General features: G+C 71.1%; 12 protein-coding genes. 4 read left to right on the top strand and 8 right to left on the bottom strand.

The annotated features are described in order from the left end of the window. Positions 1-50: 50 nt before the first annotated feature. Positions 51-2,357: a serine/threonine-protein kinase gene (locus tag ACIQNG_RS01700; protein ID WP_401482176.1), complete on the bottom strand. Its 2,307-nt coding sequence runs from the start codon at positions 2,355-2,357 to the stop codon at positions 51-53. 226 nt (positions 2,358-2,583) lie between these two features. Then, positions 2,584-4,290: a glycerol-3-phosphate dehydrogenase/oxidase gene (locus ACIQNG_RS01695; protein WP_401482174.1), complete on the bottom strand. Its 1,707-nt coding sequence runs from the start codon at positions 4,288-4,290 to the stop codon at positions 2,584-2,586. Positions 4,291-4,589: 299 nt separating this feature from the next. Between ACIQNG_RS01695 and ACIQNG_RS01690 the strand changes: the two genes are divergently transcribed. Then, positions 4,590-5,798, top strand: coding sequence for a nucleotide sugar dehydrogenase (locus tag ACIQNG_RS01690; RefSeq protein WP_401436841.1), 1,209 nt, complete (start codon positions 4,590-4,592; stop codon positions 5,796-5,798). Between the two features lie 777 nt (positions 5,799-6,575). Here the strand turns inward: ACIQNG_RS01690 and ACIQNG_RS01685 are convergent. The 4 genes from ACIQNG_RS01685 to ACIQNG_RS01670 all read right to left on the bottom strand — a co-directional run bounded on the left by ACIQNG_RS01685 (position 6,576) and on the right by ACIQNG_RS01670 (position 11,164). Beyond that, a complete protein-coding gene (locus tag ACIQNG_RS01685) occupies positions 6,576-7,700 on the bottom strand; it encodes a GuaB3 family IMP dehydrogenase-related protein (RefSeq protein WP_401436839.1) in 1,125 nt (374 codons plus the stop codon). Between the two features lie 140 nt (positions 7,701-7,840). After that, positions 7,841-9,346 (bottom strand): IMP dehydrogenase, encoded by a 1,506-nt coding sequence (guaB, locus tag ACIQNG_RS01680; protein WP_401436837.1) that lies wholly within the window; start codon positions 9,344-9,346, stop codon positions 7,841-7,843. Between the two features lie 142 nt (positions 9,347-9,488). After that, complete coding sequence (locus tag ACIQNG_RS01675) at positions 9,489-10,076, bottom strand: sigma-70 family RNA polymerase sigma factor (protein ID WP_401436834.1); 588 nt, start codon at positions 10,074-10,076, stop codon at positions 9,489-9,491. Between the two features lie 476 nt (positions 10,077-10,552). Beyond that, complete coding sequence (locus tag ACIQNG_RS01670) at positions 10,553-11,164, bottom strand: response regulator transcription factor (protein WP_003948568.1); 612 nt, start codon at positions 11,162-11,164, stop codon at positions 10,553-10,555. Between the two features lie 380 nt (positions 11,165-11,544). Between ACIQNG_RS01670 and ACIQNG_RS01665 the strand changes: the two genes are divergently transcribed. After that, positions 11,545-11,874 carry a WhiB family transcriptional regulator gene (locus tag ACIQNG_RS01665; RefSeq protein WP_401436832.1) on the top strand — a complete coding sequence of 110 codons (330 nt, stop codon included), beginning with the start codon at positions 11,545-11,547 and terminating at the stop codon, positions 11,872-11,874. A 135-nt stretch (positions 11,875-12,009) separates the two neighbouring features. Here the strand turns inward: ACIQNG_RS01665 and ACIQNG_RS01660 are convergent, their stop codons facing one another. Then, a complete protein-coding gene (locus ACIQNG_RS01660; RefSeq protein ID WP_401436829.1) occupies positions 12,010-12,915 on the bottom strand; it encodes a LysR family transcriptional regulator in 906 nt (301 codons plus the stop codon). A 233-nt stretch (positions 12,916-13,148) separates the two neighbouring features. Between ACIQNG_RS01660 and ACIQNG_RS01655 the strand changes: the two genes are divergently transcribed. Further along, positions 13,149-13,817, top strand: coding sequence for an MOSC domain-containing protein (locus ACIQNG_RS01655; protein WP_401482170.1), 669 nt, complete (start codon positions 13,149-13,151; stop codon positions 13,815-13,817). 87 nt (positions 13,818-13,904) lie between these two features. Then, a complete protein-coding gene (locus ACIQNG_RS01650) occupies positions 13,905-14,678 on the top strand; it encodes an SDR family NAD(P)-dependent oxidoreductase (protein WP_401436824.1) in 774 nt (257 codons plus the stop codon). 297 nt (positions 14,679-14,975) lie between these two features. Here the strand turns inward: ACIQNG_RS01650 and groL are convergent, their stop codons facing one another. Further along, the gene (gene groL, locus ACIQNG_RS01645) at positions 14,976-16,601 is read right to left on the bottom strand and encodes a chaperonin GroEL (RefSeq protein ID WP_401436820.1); all 1,626 of its coding nucleotides are present in this window, start codon (positions 16,599-16,601) and stop codon (positions 14,976-14,978) included. Positions 16,602-16,629: the final 28 nt, after the last annotated feature.

The raw sequence follows: 16,629 nt of genomic DNA, 5'->3' as shown, positions 1-16,629 counted from the left end.
ATCCCCCTAACCCGGAGTGCGCCCGGCTCACGACCCGCTCACTGCACCGGTCACGACTTCGGTTCGAAGGACTGCGTGAACGTCCGCCAGGTGTCCGCCCGCTGGTCGCCGTCCCAGCCCTTGGCCTTCGCCGTGTACATCAGCGCGTACCCCTGGTCGTCGCTGACCACGAATCCCCGGTCGATGGTCCGGTACTTGGTGCCGCTCTCGGTGTAGGTGAACTCCCAGTCGGCCGTGTTCCAGCCGCGGTAGTCCACCGCCTCTATTCGGATCCGGTCGTACTGCGAGCGCGTCATCGACCGTTCCTGGTTCTTCCAGTCCGCGACCGGGTCGTCCTTGGGCGTCGAGGTCCAGGCGATCAGCAACTTCTGTCCGTCCGGTCCGGTGAAGCGGTTGCCCGCGGCGTCGCTCGACCGGTACTTCCAGCCCTCCGGCAGCCCGATCGAATAGCCCTGGCCTCCCTTGTACGTCGAGGCGGCCCCGTCGTCCCCGCCGTCCTCCTTGCCGGAGTCGTCACCGCCCGAGTCGTCCGGGGAGTCGTCCGCCGAGCCGTCCTCGCCGGGCTCTTCCCCGCCCGCGCCGGGCGCGCTCTCCCCGGTCGCCCGGCCGCTGGGCTTCCCGTCCGGATCGGCGCTGTTGTCGTCCTTCTTGGTGTCACCGTCGGTCGTCGCGCTCGACTTGGCGTCATCCTTCTTGGACTGCGCGTCCGAGCCGCCGCCTCCGGCGAACGCGATGGTGAGGACGATGCTCAGCACCGCGAGCACCGCCACCACGGCGATGATGACCAGCGTCCGCCGCGGCACCACGTCGGTCAGGGAGGCCCGGGGCACCGACCGCGTCGGCAGATCGGGCGGAGGCATCACGGGCCACCCGGAACTCCGGCCCGCCGAAGCACCGTTCCCGGACGGCGCCCCGCCGCCCGCGCCACCGGAGGCACCGCCACGGGCGCCCGCTCCCGCACCCGAACCGGAGGAACCGGCCGTACCGGCCGCGTCCGTCGATCCAGCGCTCCCGCCGGCGCCGGCCGAGCCCCGCGCCCCCGCGACCGGCATCCCGGCCGTCGCCGACACGGCACCCGCACCCGCGCCCGTGGCGGCGGACCCACCGGCCGCACCCGGGGCCCGCTCACCGGCACCGCCGGAGTTCCCGGCCCGCACCGACCCCGCCGCCCCGGCAGCACCCGGGGACTTGGCGGCCTCAGCCGACTTGGTGGCCTTGGTGGCCTTGGTGGATCCGTCGGACGTGGCGCCCTCCGCTCCCCCGCCCGACTTCCGTGTGCCTGTCGCCGCACCCGCGGCGGCCCCGGTCGCCCCGGCGGCCTTGCGGACCGACCGCAGCGCCCCGCGCAGCCGCTCACCCGCGGGTTCGCCGCCTTGCTTGGCGCCCTGCTTGGTGCCCTGCTTCGTGCCGCCCGGACTCCCGGGTCCCGAGCGCCGGTCGGTCTGCGGCGGCAGCGGCACGACCTTGGTCGCGTCGGCGGGCTCGGATCCGCCGCGTGCGGTGTCCGGGCCGTGGATCACGGCGGTGAGCCCGGCCCGCGCGCCCGTGTCGTCCAGTCGCTTCGCCGGGTCCTTGTCGAGCAGACCCCGGATGACCCCGGCCAGCGGACCGGCGTTCTTCGGCTCCTCCAGCGGCTCGGTCATCACCGCGGTGAGCGTGGCGATCGCGGAGCCCTTGTCGTAGGGCGGGGCGCCTTCCACGGCCGCGTAGAGAAGTCCGCCGAGCGACCAGAGGTCGGCCGCGGGGCCGGGCTTGTGACCGCGGGCGCGCTCGGGGGAGATGTAGGAGGGGGCGCCGACGAGCATGCCGGTCGAGGTGATGGAGGGGTCTCCCTCGACCTGGGCGATACCGAAGTCGGTGAGGACGACCCGGCCGTCCTCGGCGATGAGCACGTTGGACGGCTTCACGTCCCGGTGCAGAATGCCCTCGCGGTGGGCGGAGCGCAGCACGTCCAGGATGGCGAGGCCGACCTCGGCCGCGCGCCGCGGCTCCAGCAGGCCGTCCTCACGGATGACTTCGGCGAGGGACTTGCCCTCGACCAGTTCCATCACGATCCAGGGGCGGTCGTCCTCCTGGACGACGTCGAAGACCGTGACCGCGCTGTTGTTCCGGATCCGGGCGATGGCCTTGGCCTCGCGCAGGGTGCGGGTGATGAGGCGGCGCTTCTCCTCCTCGTCGATGCTCGACGGGAAGCGCAGTTCCTTGACCGCGACCGTACGGCCGAGTGTCTCGTCCTGGGCCCGCCACACCGTGCCCATGCCGCCCCGGCCGAGTACGTCTCCCAGCCGGTACCGCCCGGCGAGGAGACGTGCGCTGTTGTCCTGACGGGATGCCCCCGTTCGCTCCGTCTCCGACATGCGTCCCCTCATGCAACCCGCCCTGACAGAGCCTTCATTGTCCCTCACCCGACACGTGCTCAGCGCCCCGGGTGTTCTTCGTGGAACCCCGCCCGGATCCCGGTCCTCTCACTCGTCCACCGGCTGACCTCTGCCACCCCGACACCCGATGAACGAACGGAATCCGAACGGATATCCCGACTTCATACACCCATTCGGGTGAACGGAGCGAACCGGGGGCCGGATGTCAGAGCGGCGCGATGTCCGGCGCCCCCAACCGCGCCGCGTCCGCCGTCAGATCGTCGGGCTGGCGCTGCGACTCCCGCTCCGCCTCCACCCGCTTCTCGTAGTGCTGGACCTCGCGTTCGATCTGGTCCTTGTCCCACCCCAGCACCGGCGCCATCAGTTCGGCGGCGTCGCGCGCGCTGCGCGTGCCGCGGTCGAAGGTCTCGATGGAGATCCGGGTGCGCCGGGTCAGGACGTCGTCCAGGTGCCGCGCGCCCTCGTGGGAGGCGGCGTAGACGACCTCGGCGCGCAGATAGTCGTCGGCGGCGTGGAGCGGCTCGCCCAGGGACGAGTCCGCGGCGATCAGGTCGAGGACCTCCTCGGCCAGCGACCCGTACCGGTTCAGCAGGTGCTCCACCCGCACCACGTGGATCCCCGTCCGCGCGGCGATCCGCGCCCGCGCGTTCCACAGCGCCCGGTAGCCCTCGGCGCCCAGCAGCGGGATGTCCTCGGTGACGCAGTCGGCGACCCGCATGTCCAGCCCGCGCGCGGCCTCGTCGACGGCGTCCTTCGCCATCACCCGGTACGTCGTGTACTTGCCGCCCGCGACCACCACGAGCCCCGGCGCCGGGTGGGCCACGGTGTGCTCGCGCGAGAGCTTGCTGGTGGCGTCGGACTCACCGGCCAGCAGCGGGCGCAGCCCGGCGTAGACCCCTTCGACGTCGTCGCGGGTGAGCGGCACCGAGAGCACCGAGTTGACGTGCTCCAGGATGTAGTCGATGTCGGCGCTGGAGGCGGCCGGGTGGGCCTTGTCGAGGTCCCAGTCGGTGTCGGTGGTGCCGATGATCCAGTGCCGGCCCCAGGGGATGACGAAGAGCACGGACTTCTCCGTCCGCAGGATCAGTCCGGTCGTGGAGCTGACCCGGTCCTTGGGGACCACGAGGTGGATGCCCTTGGAGGCGCGGACGTGGAACTGCCCGCGCTCGCCGACCATCGCCTGGGTGTCGTCGGTCCACACGCCGGTGGCGTTGACGATCTGCTTGGCGCGGATCTCGTACTCCCCGCCCGCCTCGACGTCCTGCACGCGCGCGCCCACGACCCGCTCGCCCTCGCGCAGGAAGCCTGTCACCCGCGCGCGGTTGGCCGCCTTCGCGCCGTACGCCGCGGCCGTGCGCACCAGCGTGGCCACGTACCGGGCGTCGTCCATCTGCGCGTCGTAGTACTGCAATGCTCCGACCAGCGCGTCCTTCTTCAAACAGGGCGCCACCCGCAGGGCGTGACGGCGGGTGAGATGCCGGTGGACGGGCAGGCCCCTGCCGTGGCCGCGGGCCATCGACATGGCGTCGTAGAGCGCGACGCCCGAGCCGGCGTAGAGCCGCTCCCAGCCCTTGTGCTGGAGCGGGTACAGGAACGGCACCGGCTTGACCAGGTGCGGTGCGAGTCGTTCGAGCAGCAGACCGCGTTCCTTGAGGGCCTCGCGGACGAGGGTGAAGTCGAGCATCTCCAGATAGCGCAGTCCGCCGTGGATCAGCTTGCTGGATCTGCTGGAGGTGCCCGACGCCCAGTCGCGCGCCTCCACCAGGCCGGTGGACAGACCCCGGGTCACGGCGTCCAGGGCCGTGCCCGCGCCGACCACTCCGGCGCCCACGACCAGCACGTCCAGTTCACGCTCGGCCATTGATGCCAGGGCCTCGGCGCGCTGCGCCGGCCCCAGTTCCGCTGTCCTCACCGCTGCCTCCCGCTCGTCGGTCGCACGGCCGGCCCGGTGAAGATCCGGGCGAAGCCACGTCCCTGTCCCCTGCCCAGATTCTCGCCGGGTGCGCCTGCCATCGGCCACCACTCGCTTCCAGCCTGTGGACAACCTTCACGGCCTCGCAACGCGAAGCGGGGCACATGGCCGGGCGACACAAGGAGGCAATGCCGTATTTCGGTCATATTTACTCCTAGTCTGACATTGCGCTGCCCCGTTCTGTCCACCGGGCTTGCGTACCTGTCCCGCTTCGGCTATTGGGAAGGACGGCCCACGCCATGCCCGCAGATCTCGCCGTCATCGGACTCGGGGCGCTCGGCCTGCCGCTGGCCCAGGCCGCCGTCGCCGCCGGCATCCCCACCGTCGGCTGCCCTACCGGGCCCGAGACCGGCTCCCTGAGCCCCGCCGACATGCGCCGGATGCTCGCGGAGGGCTACCGGCAGGCCACCACCCCCGACGAACTCGGCCGGGTCCGGTACGCCGTCATCTGCGCCTCCACCCCGCGTGGCGCCGACGGCGAGCCCGACCTCGGCCAGGTGGAGGCCGCCGCCCGCACCCTCGCCCCGCATCTGCGCCCGCACACCACCGTCATCCTGGAGTCCCCGGTCCACCCCGGGACGACCGAGGGCTTCCTGCGCCCCCTCCTCGAAGCCGGCTCCGGCCTGCGCGCGGGGCGCGACTTCCACCTCGCCCACTCCCCCAGCCGGGTCGACCCCGGCAACCGCGACTTCACCCCCGGCAACACCCCCAAGGTCATCGGCGGCCTCACCCCCGCCTGCACCGAGTCCGCCGCCGCGTTCTACGGCCGCCTCACCGACAAGGTCGTCCGCGCGCGCGGACCGCGCGAGGCCGAGACCGTCCAACTGCTGGAGACCAACTTCCGGCACGTCAACATCGCCCTCGTCAACGAGATGGCCGTCCTCTGCCACGACCTGGGCGTCGACCTGTGGGACGTCATCCGCTGCGCCGAGACCAAGCCGTTCGGCTTCCAGTCCTTCCGCCCGGGCCCGGGCGTCGGCGGCCACACCGTCCCCCAGCACCTCACCGCCCCCTCCGGCCGCGGCCTGCGCATGGTCGAACTGGCCCGGCAGGTCAACGAGCAGATGCCGCGCTACGTCGTCCAGCGCGCCGCCACCCTCCTCAACGAGCACGGCAAGTCCGCCCGGGGCGCGCGCGTCCTGCTCCTCGGCGTCACCTACAAGGCCGACCTCGCCGACCAGCAGGGCACCCCCGCCCAGGAGATCGCCGTCCGCCTCATGGAACTCGGCGCCGCGGTCAGCTACCACGACCCCCACATCGCGTCCTGGAACGTCCTGGACCGCCCCGTCCCCCGGGCCGACTCCCTCTACGAGGCCGCGGCCGACGCCGACCTCACGATCCTGCTCCAGCAACACCGCACCTACGACCTCCAGGGCCTGTCCGTGAAGGCCCAGCTCCTCCTGGACACCCGAGGAGCCACCCCCACCGGGGCGGCGCACAGGTTGTGAACGGGGGGCGCGTGGGGGTGCGATACCCCGGGTGATGGTGGCGCGGGGCAGAGCACGCAAGTACCTTGGAAACGGATGGAGCCCACCGCAGAGGGCACTGCGGCAGGCTCCTGGATGGTTCACGGAGTGTCCGCCCCTAATGTGGTTGGGGGCGGCCGCTTACCATCCAGATACAGGTGGAGCCCACCGCAGCGGCTAACTGCGGCAGGCTCCTGGATGGTTCACGGAGTGTCCGCCCCTATTGTGGTTGGGGGCGGCCGCTTACCATCCAGACATAGGTGGAGCCCACCGCAGCGGCTGACTGCGGCAGGCTCCTGGATGGTTCACGGAGTGTCCGCCCCTACTGTGTTTGGGGGCGGCCGCTCACCATCCGAAAAGCCGCAAAATCCACCTCCTCCGGCACTTCACCAGCCGAAGCCGGATCTGATCCCAGCGGGTGGGCTTGCGGTGACGTCCCATGGACGCCCCCTTCCACGATGCCGCCCAGTAGCCCGGTGGACGGGTCGATCGGACATCGGGCCGGGCCCCGAGGGGCCGGGGTCCGGACAGATCCTTGGAAGGGGGCGTCCCACACAACTGGGGCGCCACACCAGAAAGTTACCGCCCCGGTTAGCCCGTTCAGCCCCTATCGGCCCCAAACGCAACCGTGCGCCCCCATATCACCCCGCACGCCCCCGTCACTCCCCCTCAGCGCACACAGAAGCGCACACAGAAGCGCACACAGAAAGGCCCGGACCTCGCGGGTCCGGGCCTTTCTGGAACTGCGGCGGGTGGCGGCTACCGCTTGTGCTGGGCGTCCGCCACCGTGACCTCCACGCGCTGGAACTCCTTCAGCTCGCTGTAGCCGGTCGTGGCCATCGCCCGGCGCAGGGCGCCGAAGAAGTTCATCGAGCCGTCGGGGGTGTGGGACGGACCCGTGAGGATCTCCTCGATCGTGCCGACCGTGCCGAGGTCGACCTTCACCCCGCGCGGAAGCTCCTCGTTGACGGCCTCCATGCCCCAGTGGTGGCCGCGCCCCGGCACATCGGTGGCGCGCGCCAGCGGCGAGCCCATCATCACCGAGTCGGCGCCGCAGGCGATCGCCTTCGGCAGGTCACCGGACCAGCCCACCCCGCCGTCCGCGATGACATGCACATACCGGCCGCCGGACTCGTCCATGTAGTCCCGGCGCGCGGCGGCCACATCCGCCACCGCCGTGGCCATCGGCACCTGGATGCCCAGCACATTGCGGGTGGTGTGCGCGGCGCCGCCGCCGAAGCCGACCAGCACGCCCGCCGCCCCCGTACGCATCAGGTGCAGGGCCGCCGTGTAGGTGGCGCAGCCGCCGACGATCACCGGGACGTCCAGCTCGTAGATGAACTGCTTCAGGTTCAGCGGCTCCGCCGCGGACGACACGTGCTCCGCCGAGACCGTCGTACCGCGGATCACGAAGATGTCCACGCCCGCGTCGACCACGGCCTTGGAGAACTGGGCCGTGCGCTGCGGGGAGAGCGCGGCGGCGGTGACCACGCCCGAGTCGCGCACCTCCTTGAGGCGCGCGCCGATCAGCTCCTCCTTGATGGGAGCGGCGTAGACCTCCTGGAGGCGCCGGGTGGCGGCCTCGGCGGGCAGCTCGGCGATCTCGTCCAGCAGCGGCTGCGGGTCCTCGTACCGCGTCCACAGCCCTTCGAGGTTGAGGACGCCGAGGCCGCCCAGCTCGCCGATGCGGATGGCGGTGGCCGGGGAGACGACCGAGTCCATGGGGGCGGCCAGGAACGGCAGCTCGAAGCGGTAGGCGTCGATCTGCCAGGCGATCGAGACCTCCTTCGGGTCCCGGGTACGGCGGCTGGGGACGACGGCGATGTCGTCGAACGCGTACGCCCGGCGGCCCCGCTTGCCGCGCCCGATCTCGATCTCAGTCACGTGTGTGGCCTTTCCTGTTGCGTTTCAGCGCCTTCCAGTATCCCCGACGGACACGGCGAGGGCGGCCCCGGAGCCTCCGGAGCCGCCCTCGGTCGAGACCGGTGCGCTGCTCGATCTTCGCCGCCGCTCTTCGCCGCCCGCTACTTGCGGCTGTAGTTCGGGGCCTCCACCGTCATCTGGATGTCGTGCGGGTGGCTCTCCTTGAGACCGGCCGAGGTGATCCGGACGAACCGGCCGTTGTCCTGGAGGGCCGGGACGGTCCGGCCGCCGACGTAGAACATCGACTGGCGCAGTCCGCCGACCAGCTGGTGGACGACCGACGCGAGGGGGCCGCGGTAGGGCACCTGGCCCTCGATGCCCTCGGGGACGAGCTGCTCGTCGGAGGCCACGCCCTCCTGGAAGTAGCGGTCCTTGGAGAAGGACTTGCGCTCGCCGCGGGTCTGCATGGCACCGAGCGAGCCCATGCCCCGGTACGACTTGAACTGCTTGCCGTTGATGAACATCAGCTCGCCCGGCGACTCCTCGCAGCCCGCGAGGAGCGAGCCCAGCATCACCGTGTCGGCGCCCGCGACCAGGGCCTTGGCGATGTCGCCGGAGTACTGGAGGCCGCCGTCGCCGATCACCGGGATCCCGGCGGCCTTGGCGGCGAGGGCCGCCTCGTAGATGGCGGTGACCTGCGGAACGCCGACGCCCGCGACCACCCGGGTGGTACAGATCGAGCCGGGGCCCACGCCGACCTTGATGCCGTCCACGCCGGAGTCGATGAGGGCCTGGGCGCCGTCGCGGGTGGCGACATTGCCGCCGATGACATCGACCCCGCCGGCGTTCGACTTGATCTTGGCGGCCATGTCGCCGACCAGCCGGGAGTGCCCATGGGCGGTGTCCACGACGATGAAGTCGGCGCCGGCCTCGATCAGGGCCTGGGCGCGCTCGAAGGAGTCACCGGCGACCCCGACCGCGGCACCGACGAGCAGCCGTCCCTCGGCGTCCTTGGCGGCGTTCGGGTACTGCTCGGCCTTGACGAAGTCCTTGACCGTGATCAGGCCCTTGAGCACCCCGCGGTCGTCGACCAGCGGCAGCTTCTCGATCTTGTGGCGGCGCAGCAGTTCCATGGCGTCCACGCCGGAGATGCCGACCTTGCCGGTGACCAGCGGCATCGGCGTCATGACCTCGCGCACCCGGCGGGTGCGGTCGGTCTCGAAGGCCATGTCGCGGTTGGTGACGATGCCGAGGAGCTTCTTGTCACCGTCGGTGACCGGCACACCGCTGATCCGGAATTTGGCGCACAGCGCGTCCGCCTCGGCGAGGGTGGCGTCCGGGTGGATGGTGATCGGGTCGGTCACCATGCCGGACTCGGAGCGCTTGACCAGGTCGACCTGGTTGGCCTGATCCTCTATGGACAGATTGCGGTGCAGCACGCCGACGCCGCCCTGGCGGGCCATCGCGATCGCCATGCGCGACTCGGTGACCTTGTCCATGGCGGCGGACAGGAGCGGGATGTTGACCCGCACGTTCCGGGAGACGTACGAGGCGGTGTCGATCTCGTCGGGTGCCATGTCCGACGGGCCCGGCAGCAGCAGCACGTCGTCGTAGGTCAGCCCGAGTGTCGCGAATTTCCCGGGCACTCCGTCGACGTTGGCAGTCATGACACCTTCCCCAAATGGCCTTGATCGGTGCGGATGTCCATGCTAACGGGAAGCGCGGCTCTCTCATTCCACGGTTTCCACGGCCGGGAGCCACCGAGGGTTTCGTATGTTCGTACGGAATGGCCGCGTGGCGCTGTGGTGCCTACTGCTCGGCCAGTGCCCGCAGTCTGCTCAGGGCCCGGTGCTGGGCCACCCGCACCGCGCCCGGTGACATTCCCAACATCTGGCCGGTCTCCTCGGCGGTCAGGCCCACCGCGATCCGCAGCAGCAGCAGCTCGCGCTGGTTCTCGGGGAGGTTGGCGAGGAGTTTCTTGGCCCACTCGGCGTCGCTGCTGAGCAGGGCGCGTTCCTCGGGGCCGAGGGAGTCGTCGGGCCGCTCCGGCATCTCGTCGGACGGGACGGCCGTGGAGCCGGGGTGGCGCATGGCGGCGCGCTGGAGGTCGGCGACCTTGTGCGCGGCGATGGCGAAGACGAACGCCTCGAAGGGGCGTCCGGTGTCCCGGTAGCGCGGCAGCGCGAGCAGGACGGCGACACAGACCTCCTGCGCCAGATCCTCGACGAAGTGCCGCGCGTCGCCGGGCAGCCGGGAGAGCCGGGTGCGGCAGTAGCGCAGTGCGAGGGGGTGGACATGGGCGAGCAGATCATGGGTGGCCTGCTCGTCCCCGTCCACGGCGCGATGGACGAGGGAACCGATCGCCCCTTGGGCGGGGCTCGCCTCGTCGTCACGCATCGGACCATGGTGCCTTGACGCCGGAGCGTCCGTGGCACCGCCTCCGTGGTTGTGCACCGAAGCGTTATGAGCAGGTGCGCCGGAACTCATCGCGTGCGCCCTCCCCTTCCGCTCGACCGACTCGTCCCCGAGGAACTCCACACCTCAAGGATGCGGCATCCGCGGCGAAACGAGCAGCGGCCGTCCCGGAGGACCGCCCGGCCGGCCCCGTCCACCCCTCGGCGGACGGGGACTTCCCGACGTCAGCGACCCTTGGCGCCGGTCCGCCCCTGAGGTGGGACCGGCCCTACGACGACCCGCGCACCCCGGTCGACCGGCGAACGCCCGGCAGGTCATCCGCCTGGAAGCGGCCTGCCGACAGGGATCATCCCGGCATCGAGGTCCGGCCCCAGGGCCGGACGTTTGGATCATCCCGGCGTCGCGGGGTGGCCGAGCAGCACCGTTTCTCATGGCCAGGCTGATCCGAACGACAGGCCCTAGCGGACCAACCCCCACCGGAATCCCAGTGCCACCGCGTGTGCCCGGTCGGACGCGCCCAGCTTCTTGAAGAGCCGCCGGGCGTGCGTCTTGACCGTGTCCTCGGAGAGGAACAGCTCACGGCCGATCTCGGCGTTGGAGCGGCCGTGACTCATGCCCTCCAGCACCTGGATCTCGCGCGCGGTGAGGGTGGGGGCGGCGCCCATCTCGGCGGACCGCAGCCGGCGCGGGGCCAGCCGCCAGGTGGGGTCGGCGAGCGCCTGGGTCACCGTCGCCCGCAGTTCCGCGCGGGAGGCGTCCTTGTGCAGATAGCCGCGGGCCCCGGCGGCGACCGCGAGGGCCACTCCGTCGAGATCCTCGGCGACGGTGAGCATGATGATGCGCGCACCGGGGTCGGCGGACAACAGCCGCCGTACGGTCTCGACGCCGCCCAGTCCGGGCATGCGTACGTCCATCAGAATCAGGTCCGAGCGGTCGGCACCCCAGCGGCGGAGGACTTCCTCGCCGTTGGCCGCCGTCGTCACGCGCTCGACACCGGGCACGGTCGCGACCGCGCGGCGCAGCGCCTCTCGGGCAAGCGGGGAGTCGTCGCAGACGAGGACGGAAGTCATGGCCGCCCTCCGCAGCTGATGCGCGTCACCTTGAGCCTCCAGGCTGGTACGAATCGTCACCTGTGCGGTCGACCGGCTCGGACGCGTGCCCGAGCGCTTGTGGTTTCAACCGCCTCCGCACTCTCAACGATGGTCACCCGAAAGAGTTACGGGGCCGTACGCCGTCTTCGGCACTCTACGTGAGGGGACGGACACAGTGCAGACATGCACCACGGACCCTCAAGGTTTCGTCACAAGCTATGCCCCATTTAGCCCATTTTCTTCCCTTTTGCTGGTGTCTGAGGCTAGATTCGCAAGTGGTCATATTTTCATACCCTTAGATCGTAGTTGTACGGTCGTGGGCACCGTATCCGCTCGAAACGGCTACAAGGGGTCACGTAATGGCAGATTTCTCCCGCCTTCCCGGACCGAACGCGGACCTGTGGGACTGGCAGCTCCTGGCCGCCTGCCGTGGGGTGGACAGTTCGCTCTTCTTCCATCCGGAGGGCGAACGCGGTGCGGCTCGAAGCGCTCGTGAGAACTCGGCCAAGGAGGTCTGCATGAGGTGCCCGGTCCGCGCGGAGTGCGCGGCACACGCGCTGGCGGTGCGTGAGCCGTACGGCGTGTGGGGCGGACTGACCGAGGACGAGCGCGAAGAGCTGATGGGACGGGCCCGCAACCGGCTGGTGTCGGCCTCGGCACCCGGCGGCAGCCCCGCTCCCCCTCGATGAATTCCGCTTCACAGCAACGAAGGAACGTTTCTGCAATTCGGGCACGCGCCATCAGACGTGCCCCTCTTTTTTGACCGGCCCATTACTTTGTTGACCGGCTGATTACCGAGAACCGGGGATTCCGGCGGGCCCGGTCTACGACCGGAGCGACCGCGCGGCCCCGGCGAGTTCGTCCAGGGTGGCCGCCACCGCCGGGACCTGGGCCAGGTCGGGCAGGGTCAGCGCGACGATCTCGCGGCGGACCGCCGGTTCCAGCGGCCGGGTGCGCGCCCCGCGCGGACGGACGGACTCCACGGCGAGCTGCGGCAGCACGGCCACACCGAGTCCCGCGCCGACCAGGCCGACCACCGCCGGGTAGTCGTCGGTGGCGAAGTCGATGCGCGGGGTGAAGCCCGCCCCTTCGCAGACCTCGATCAGCTGGCCCCGGCAGCGCGGGCAGCCGGCGATCCACGGCTCACCGGCGAGTTCGCCGATGGCCACGGAGTCGGCGCGGGCGAGGCGGTGGCGCTCCGGCACCAGGGCGACCAGGCGGTCGCGCAGCAGCGGTCGTACCACCAGGTCGTCCCATTCCTCGGCGCCCGCCGCGCCCTCGTAGCGGAAGGCCAGGGCCACATCGCAGTCGCCCTCGCGCAGCAGTTCGACCGAGCGGGGCGGCTCGGCCTCCTCCAGGGAGACCCGGGTGCCGGGGTGGGCGGCGCGCAGGGCGGCGAGGGCGGTGGGGACCAGGGTGGAGCTACCGCTGGGGAAGGAGACGAGGCGGACCCGGCCGGCCCGCAGTCCGGCGATCGCGGCGACCTCCTCCTCGGCGGCGGTGAGCCCGGCGAGGATGCCGGTGGCGTGCCGGACCAGGGCCTCGCCGGCCTGGGTGAGCCGCATCTCCCGGCCGCTGCGGACCAGCAGCGGGGTGCCGACGGACGACTCCAGCGCCTTCATCTGCTGGCTGACGGCGGGCTGGGTGCAGCCCAGCTCACGGCCGGCCGCCGAGAAGGAACCGGTGGTGGCGACAGCGCGCAGGACACGGAGATGACGGGCTTCGATCACCCTTCGAGCATAAGGGGGCCTTGGGGGAAGTGGCCATTACTGCGTCGCGGCTTTGATCAGGGGTGGAGCGCCATGCCTGGAGAACCCGCTGAACCCTGTGAACCCGTTGAATCCTGTGAACCCGCTGAGCCCGGTGAACCCGTTGAACCCTGTGAACCCTGTGAACCCGCTGAGCCAAGTGAACCCGGTGAACCCGGTGAACCCGGTGAAAGGGGGCGGATTACCGTTTCCCCATGAAGCTGCTGTCAGTGAACCTGGGCCAGGCCCGCGCCGTGCCGTACACCGACCACCCCGAGGGGGTGACCGGGATCGACAAGCGGCCGGTGGCCGGGCCGGTGCGGGTGGCGGCGCCCGGGCCGAAGGGGATCGGCGGGAGCGGGCTCACCGGGGACGCGGTCTGCTCCCTGAAGCACCACGGCGGCGACGACCAGGCCGTCTACGCCATGGCGCGCGAGGATCTCGACGCCTGGGAGCTGGATCTGGGGCGGGCGCTGCCCGACGGCTCGTTCGGGGAGAACCTCACCACCGAGGGGCTCGATGTGTCCGGCGCGCTGATCGGGGAGCGCTGGCGGATCGGCGCGGAGGTGGTGCTGGAGGTGACCAGCGGGCGCATCCCGTGCCGGACCTTCCAGGGGCATCTCGGCGAGGAGCGCTGGGTGCGGCGGTTCACCGAGCGGGGTGCGCCGGGGGCGTATCTGCGGGTGATCGAGCCGGGTGAGATCCGGGCGGGCGACGCGGTGGAGATCGTACGGCGGCCGGAGCACGGGGTGACGGTCGCGATGGAGTTCCGGGCGAAGACCACGCGGCGGGAGCTGTTGCCCCGGTTGCTGCAGGCGCGGGACGCGCTGCACCCGGAGACGGTCGAGGCCGCCGACAAGTACGTGGCCAGATACCACTCCTGACGGACAGTCATATTTATCTCGGGGTGAAGGGCCCGGAACGGGCTCCTCGGGTCCGCGGCGAGTGGTGCGGGTCACTAACCTTGCGCCATGACAACGGCTCTGATTACGGGTTCCACGGCGGGCATCGGTGCCGCGTTCGCGCGCCGGCTGGCCTCCGACGGGCATGACCTGGTGCTGGTGGCACGCGACACCAAGCGGCTGCGGGAGCAGGCGACCGAGTTGCACGACCGGCACGGCATCGAGGCGGAGGTGCTCCGTGCCGACCTCGCCGAGGACCCCGGCATCGACGCCGTGACGGCCCGGCTCGCCGACCGCCGGAACCCGGTGGACCTGCTGGTGAACAACGCCGGCTTCGGCAACAAGGGCCGCTATCTCGATGTGACGATGGCCGACGAGCTGCGGATGCTCAAGGTGCACTGCGAGGCGGTGCTGCGGCTGACCTCGGCCGCGTCGGAGGCGATGCGTGAGCGCGGCCGGGGCGGGGTGGTCAATGTGGCGTCGGTGGCCGCGTTCGTGCCGCGCGGGACGTACGGCGCCTCCAAGGCGTGGGTCGTGCAGTTCACCCAGGGCGCGGCGCGGGACCTCGCGGGCAGCGGGGTGCGGCTGATGGCGCTGTGCCCGGGGTTCGTGCGCACCGAGTTCCATGAGCGGGCCGGGATGGGCACCGACAACATCCCGGGGTGGATGTGGCTGGACGCGGACAAGGTCGTCGCGGCGGGCCTCACCGACCTGGCCCGCGGCAAGTCCCTCTCCATCCCCGACCCGCGCTACAAGGCCCTGATGGGCGTGGCGAAGGTGGTGCCCCGGGGGCTGCTGGGCGGGGTCTCCTCACGGACGGGGCGGAAGTACGGGCCGCAGTAGCGGTACGGGGGGACGCGGCCCGGCGAGCAGGCGGGCGGGCGAGAGCGCGGCCCGGCGAGCAGGCGGGCGGGCGCGGGGAGCGCGGCCCGGCGGGCAGGCGGGCGGGCGAGAGCGCGGCCCGGACAGTCGCGGCGGGCGCGGTGAGGACACGCGAAGGCCCGGCACCCCTGAGGGGCGCCGGGCCTTCGACGTCGGGCCGGACCCGTGTGTCACGACCAGCCATGTCTCCTGACCGGCCGGGTCTCACGGCGGGCCATGTCTCACGGCGAGCCGTGTGTCACGGCCTGGAGGCTCGCGTCAGTGCGCGTGGCCGTGGGAGTGACCCCCGGCCGACGCCTCTTCCTCTTCCTTCTTCTCGACGACCAGGGTCTCGGTCGTCAGCAGGAGGGAGGCGATGGAGGCGGCGTTCTCCAGGGCGGAGCGGGTGACCTTGACCGGGTCGATGACGCCGGCCTTGACCAGGTCGCCGTACTCGCCGGTGGCGGCGTTGTAGCCGTTGCCCTTCTCCAGCTCGGCGACCTTGGAGACGATGACGTAGCCCTCCAGGCCGGCGTTCTCGGCGATCCAGCGCAGCGGCTCGACGGCGGCCTTGCGGACCACGGAGACACCGGTGGCCTCGTCGCCGGTCTTGCCGAGGTTGTCGTCCAGCACCTTCACGGCGTGGACCAGCGCGGAGCCACCACCGGAGACGATGCCCTCCTCGACCGCGGCGCGGGTCGCGGAGATGGCGTCCTCCAGACGGTGCTTCTTCTCCTTCAGCTCCACCTCGGTGGCGGCCCCGACCTTGATCACGCACACGCCGCCGGCCAGCTTGGCGAGGCGCTCCTGGAGCTTCTCGCGGTCCCAGTCGGAGTCGGTGTTCTCGATCTCGGCCTTGATCTGGGCGATACGGCCCTCGACCTCGGCCTTGTCACCGGCGCCGTCCACGATCGTGGTGTCGTCCTTGGTGACGGTGATCCGGCGGGCGGTGCCGAGCACGTCCAGGCCGACCTGGTCGAGCTTGAGGCCGACCTCCTCGGAGATGACGGTGGCGCCGGTGAGGACGGCCATGTCCTGGAGCATCGCCTTGCGGCGGTCGCCGAAGCCGGGGGCCTTCACCGCGGTCGCGTTGAAGGTGCCGCGGATCTTGTTGACGACCAGGGTCGACAGGGCCTCGCCCTCGACGTCCTCGGCGATGATCAGCAGCGGCTTGGAGGCGTTGGACTGGATGATCTTCTCCAGCAGCGGGAGCAGCTCGGAGATGGAGGAGACCTTGCCCTGGTGGATCAGGATGTACGGCTCGTCGAGGACGGCCTCCATACGCTCCTGGTCCGTCACGAAGTAGGGGGACAGGTAGCCCTTGTCGAAGGCCATGCCCTCGGTGAAGTCCAGCTCCAGACCGAAGGTGTTGGACTCCTCGACGGTGATGACACCGTCCTTGCCGACCTTGTCCATCGCCTCGGCGATCAGCTCGCCGACCTGCTGGTCCTGGGCGGACAGCGCGGCCACGGCGGCGATGTCGGACTTCTCCTCGATCGGCCGGGCGGTGGCCAGGAGGTCCTCGGAGACGGCGGCGACGGCCGCGTCGATGCCCTTCTTCAGGGCGGCCGGGGAGGCACCCGCGGCGACGTTCTTCAGACCCTCGCGGACCAGGGCCTGGGCCAGCACGGTGGCGGTGGTGGTGCCGTCACCCGCGATGTCGTTGGTCTTGGTCGCCACCTCCTTCACCAGCTGGGCGCCGAGGTTCTCGAACGGGTCCTCGACCTCGACCTCGCGGGCGATGGTCACACCGTCGTTGGTGATGGTGGGGGCGCCGAACTTCTTGTCGATGACGACGTTGCGGCCACGGGGGCCGATCGTCACCTTCACCGTGTCGGCCAGCTTGTTGACGCCGCGCTCAAGGGCGCGACGGGCGTCCTCGTCGAACTTCAGGATCTTCGCCATGACAGCGGGAGCCCTCTCGGAATTCTGG

It is taken from the genome of Streptomyces sp. NPDC091377, from assembly GCF_044757045.1.
In the GTDB taxonomy this organism is placed as follows: domain Bacteria; phylum Actinomycetota; class Actinomycetes; order Streptomycetales; family Streptomycetaceae; genus Streptomyces.
The sequence above is the reverse complement of the archived record's forward strand: the minus strand, read 5'-3'. Positions and strand labels throughout refer to the sequence as shown.

Coding starts and splice junctions, on each gene's coding strand:
- ACIQNG_RS01700 (WP_401482176.1), bottom strand. CDS start 2,357: ATGTCGGAGACGGAGCGAACGGGGGCATCCCGTCAGGACAACAGCGCA.
- ACIQNG_RS01690 (WP_401436841.1), top strand. CDS start 4,590: ATGCCCGCAGATCTCGCCGTCATCGGACTCGGGGCGCTCGGCCTGCCG.
- guaB (WP_401436837.1), bottom strand. CDS start 9,346: ATGACTGCCAACGTCGACGGAGTGCCCGGGAAATTCGCGACACTCGGG.
- ACIQNG_RS01675 (WP_401436834.1), bottom strand. CDS start 10,076: ATGCGTGACGACGAGGCGAGCCCCGCCCAAGGGGCGATCGGTTCCCTC.
- ACIQNG_RS01670 (WP_003948568.1), bottom strand. CDS start 11,164: ATGACTTCCGTCCTCGTCTGCGACGACTCCCCGCTTGCCCGAGAGGCG.
- ACIQNG_RS01665 (WP_401436832.1), top strand. CDS start 11,545: ATGGCAGATTTCTCCCGCCTTCCCGGACCGAACGCGGACCTGTGGGAC.
- ACIQNG_RS01655 (WP_401482170.1), top strand. CDS start 13,149: ATGAAGCTGCTGTCAGTGAACCTGGGCCAGGCCCGCGCCGTGCCGTAC.
- ACIQNG_RS01650 (WP_401436824.1), top strand. CDS start 13,905: ATGACAACGGCTCTGATTACGGGTTCCACGGCGGGCATCGGTGCCGCG.
- groL (WP_401436820.1), bottom strand. CDS start 16,601: ATGGCGAAGATCCTGAAGTTCGACGAGGACGCCCGTCGCGCCCTTGAG.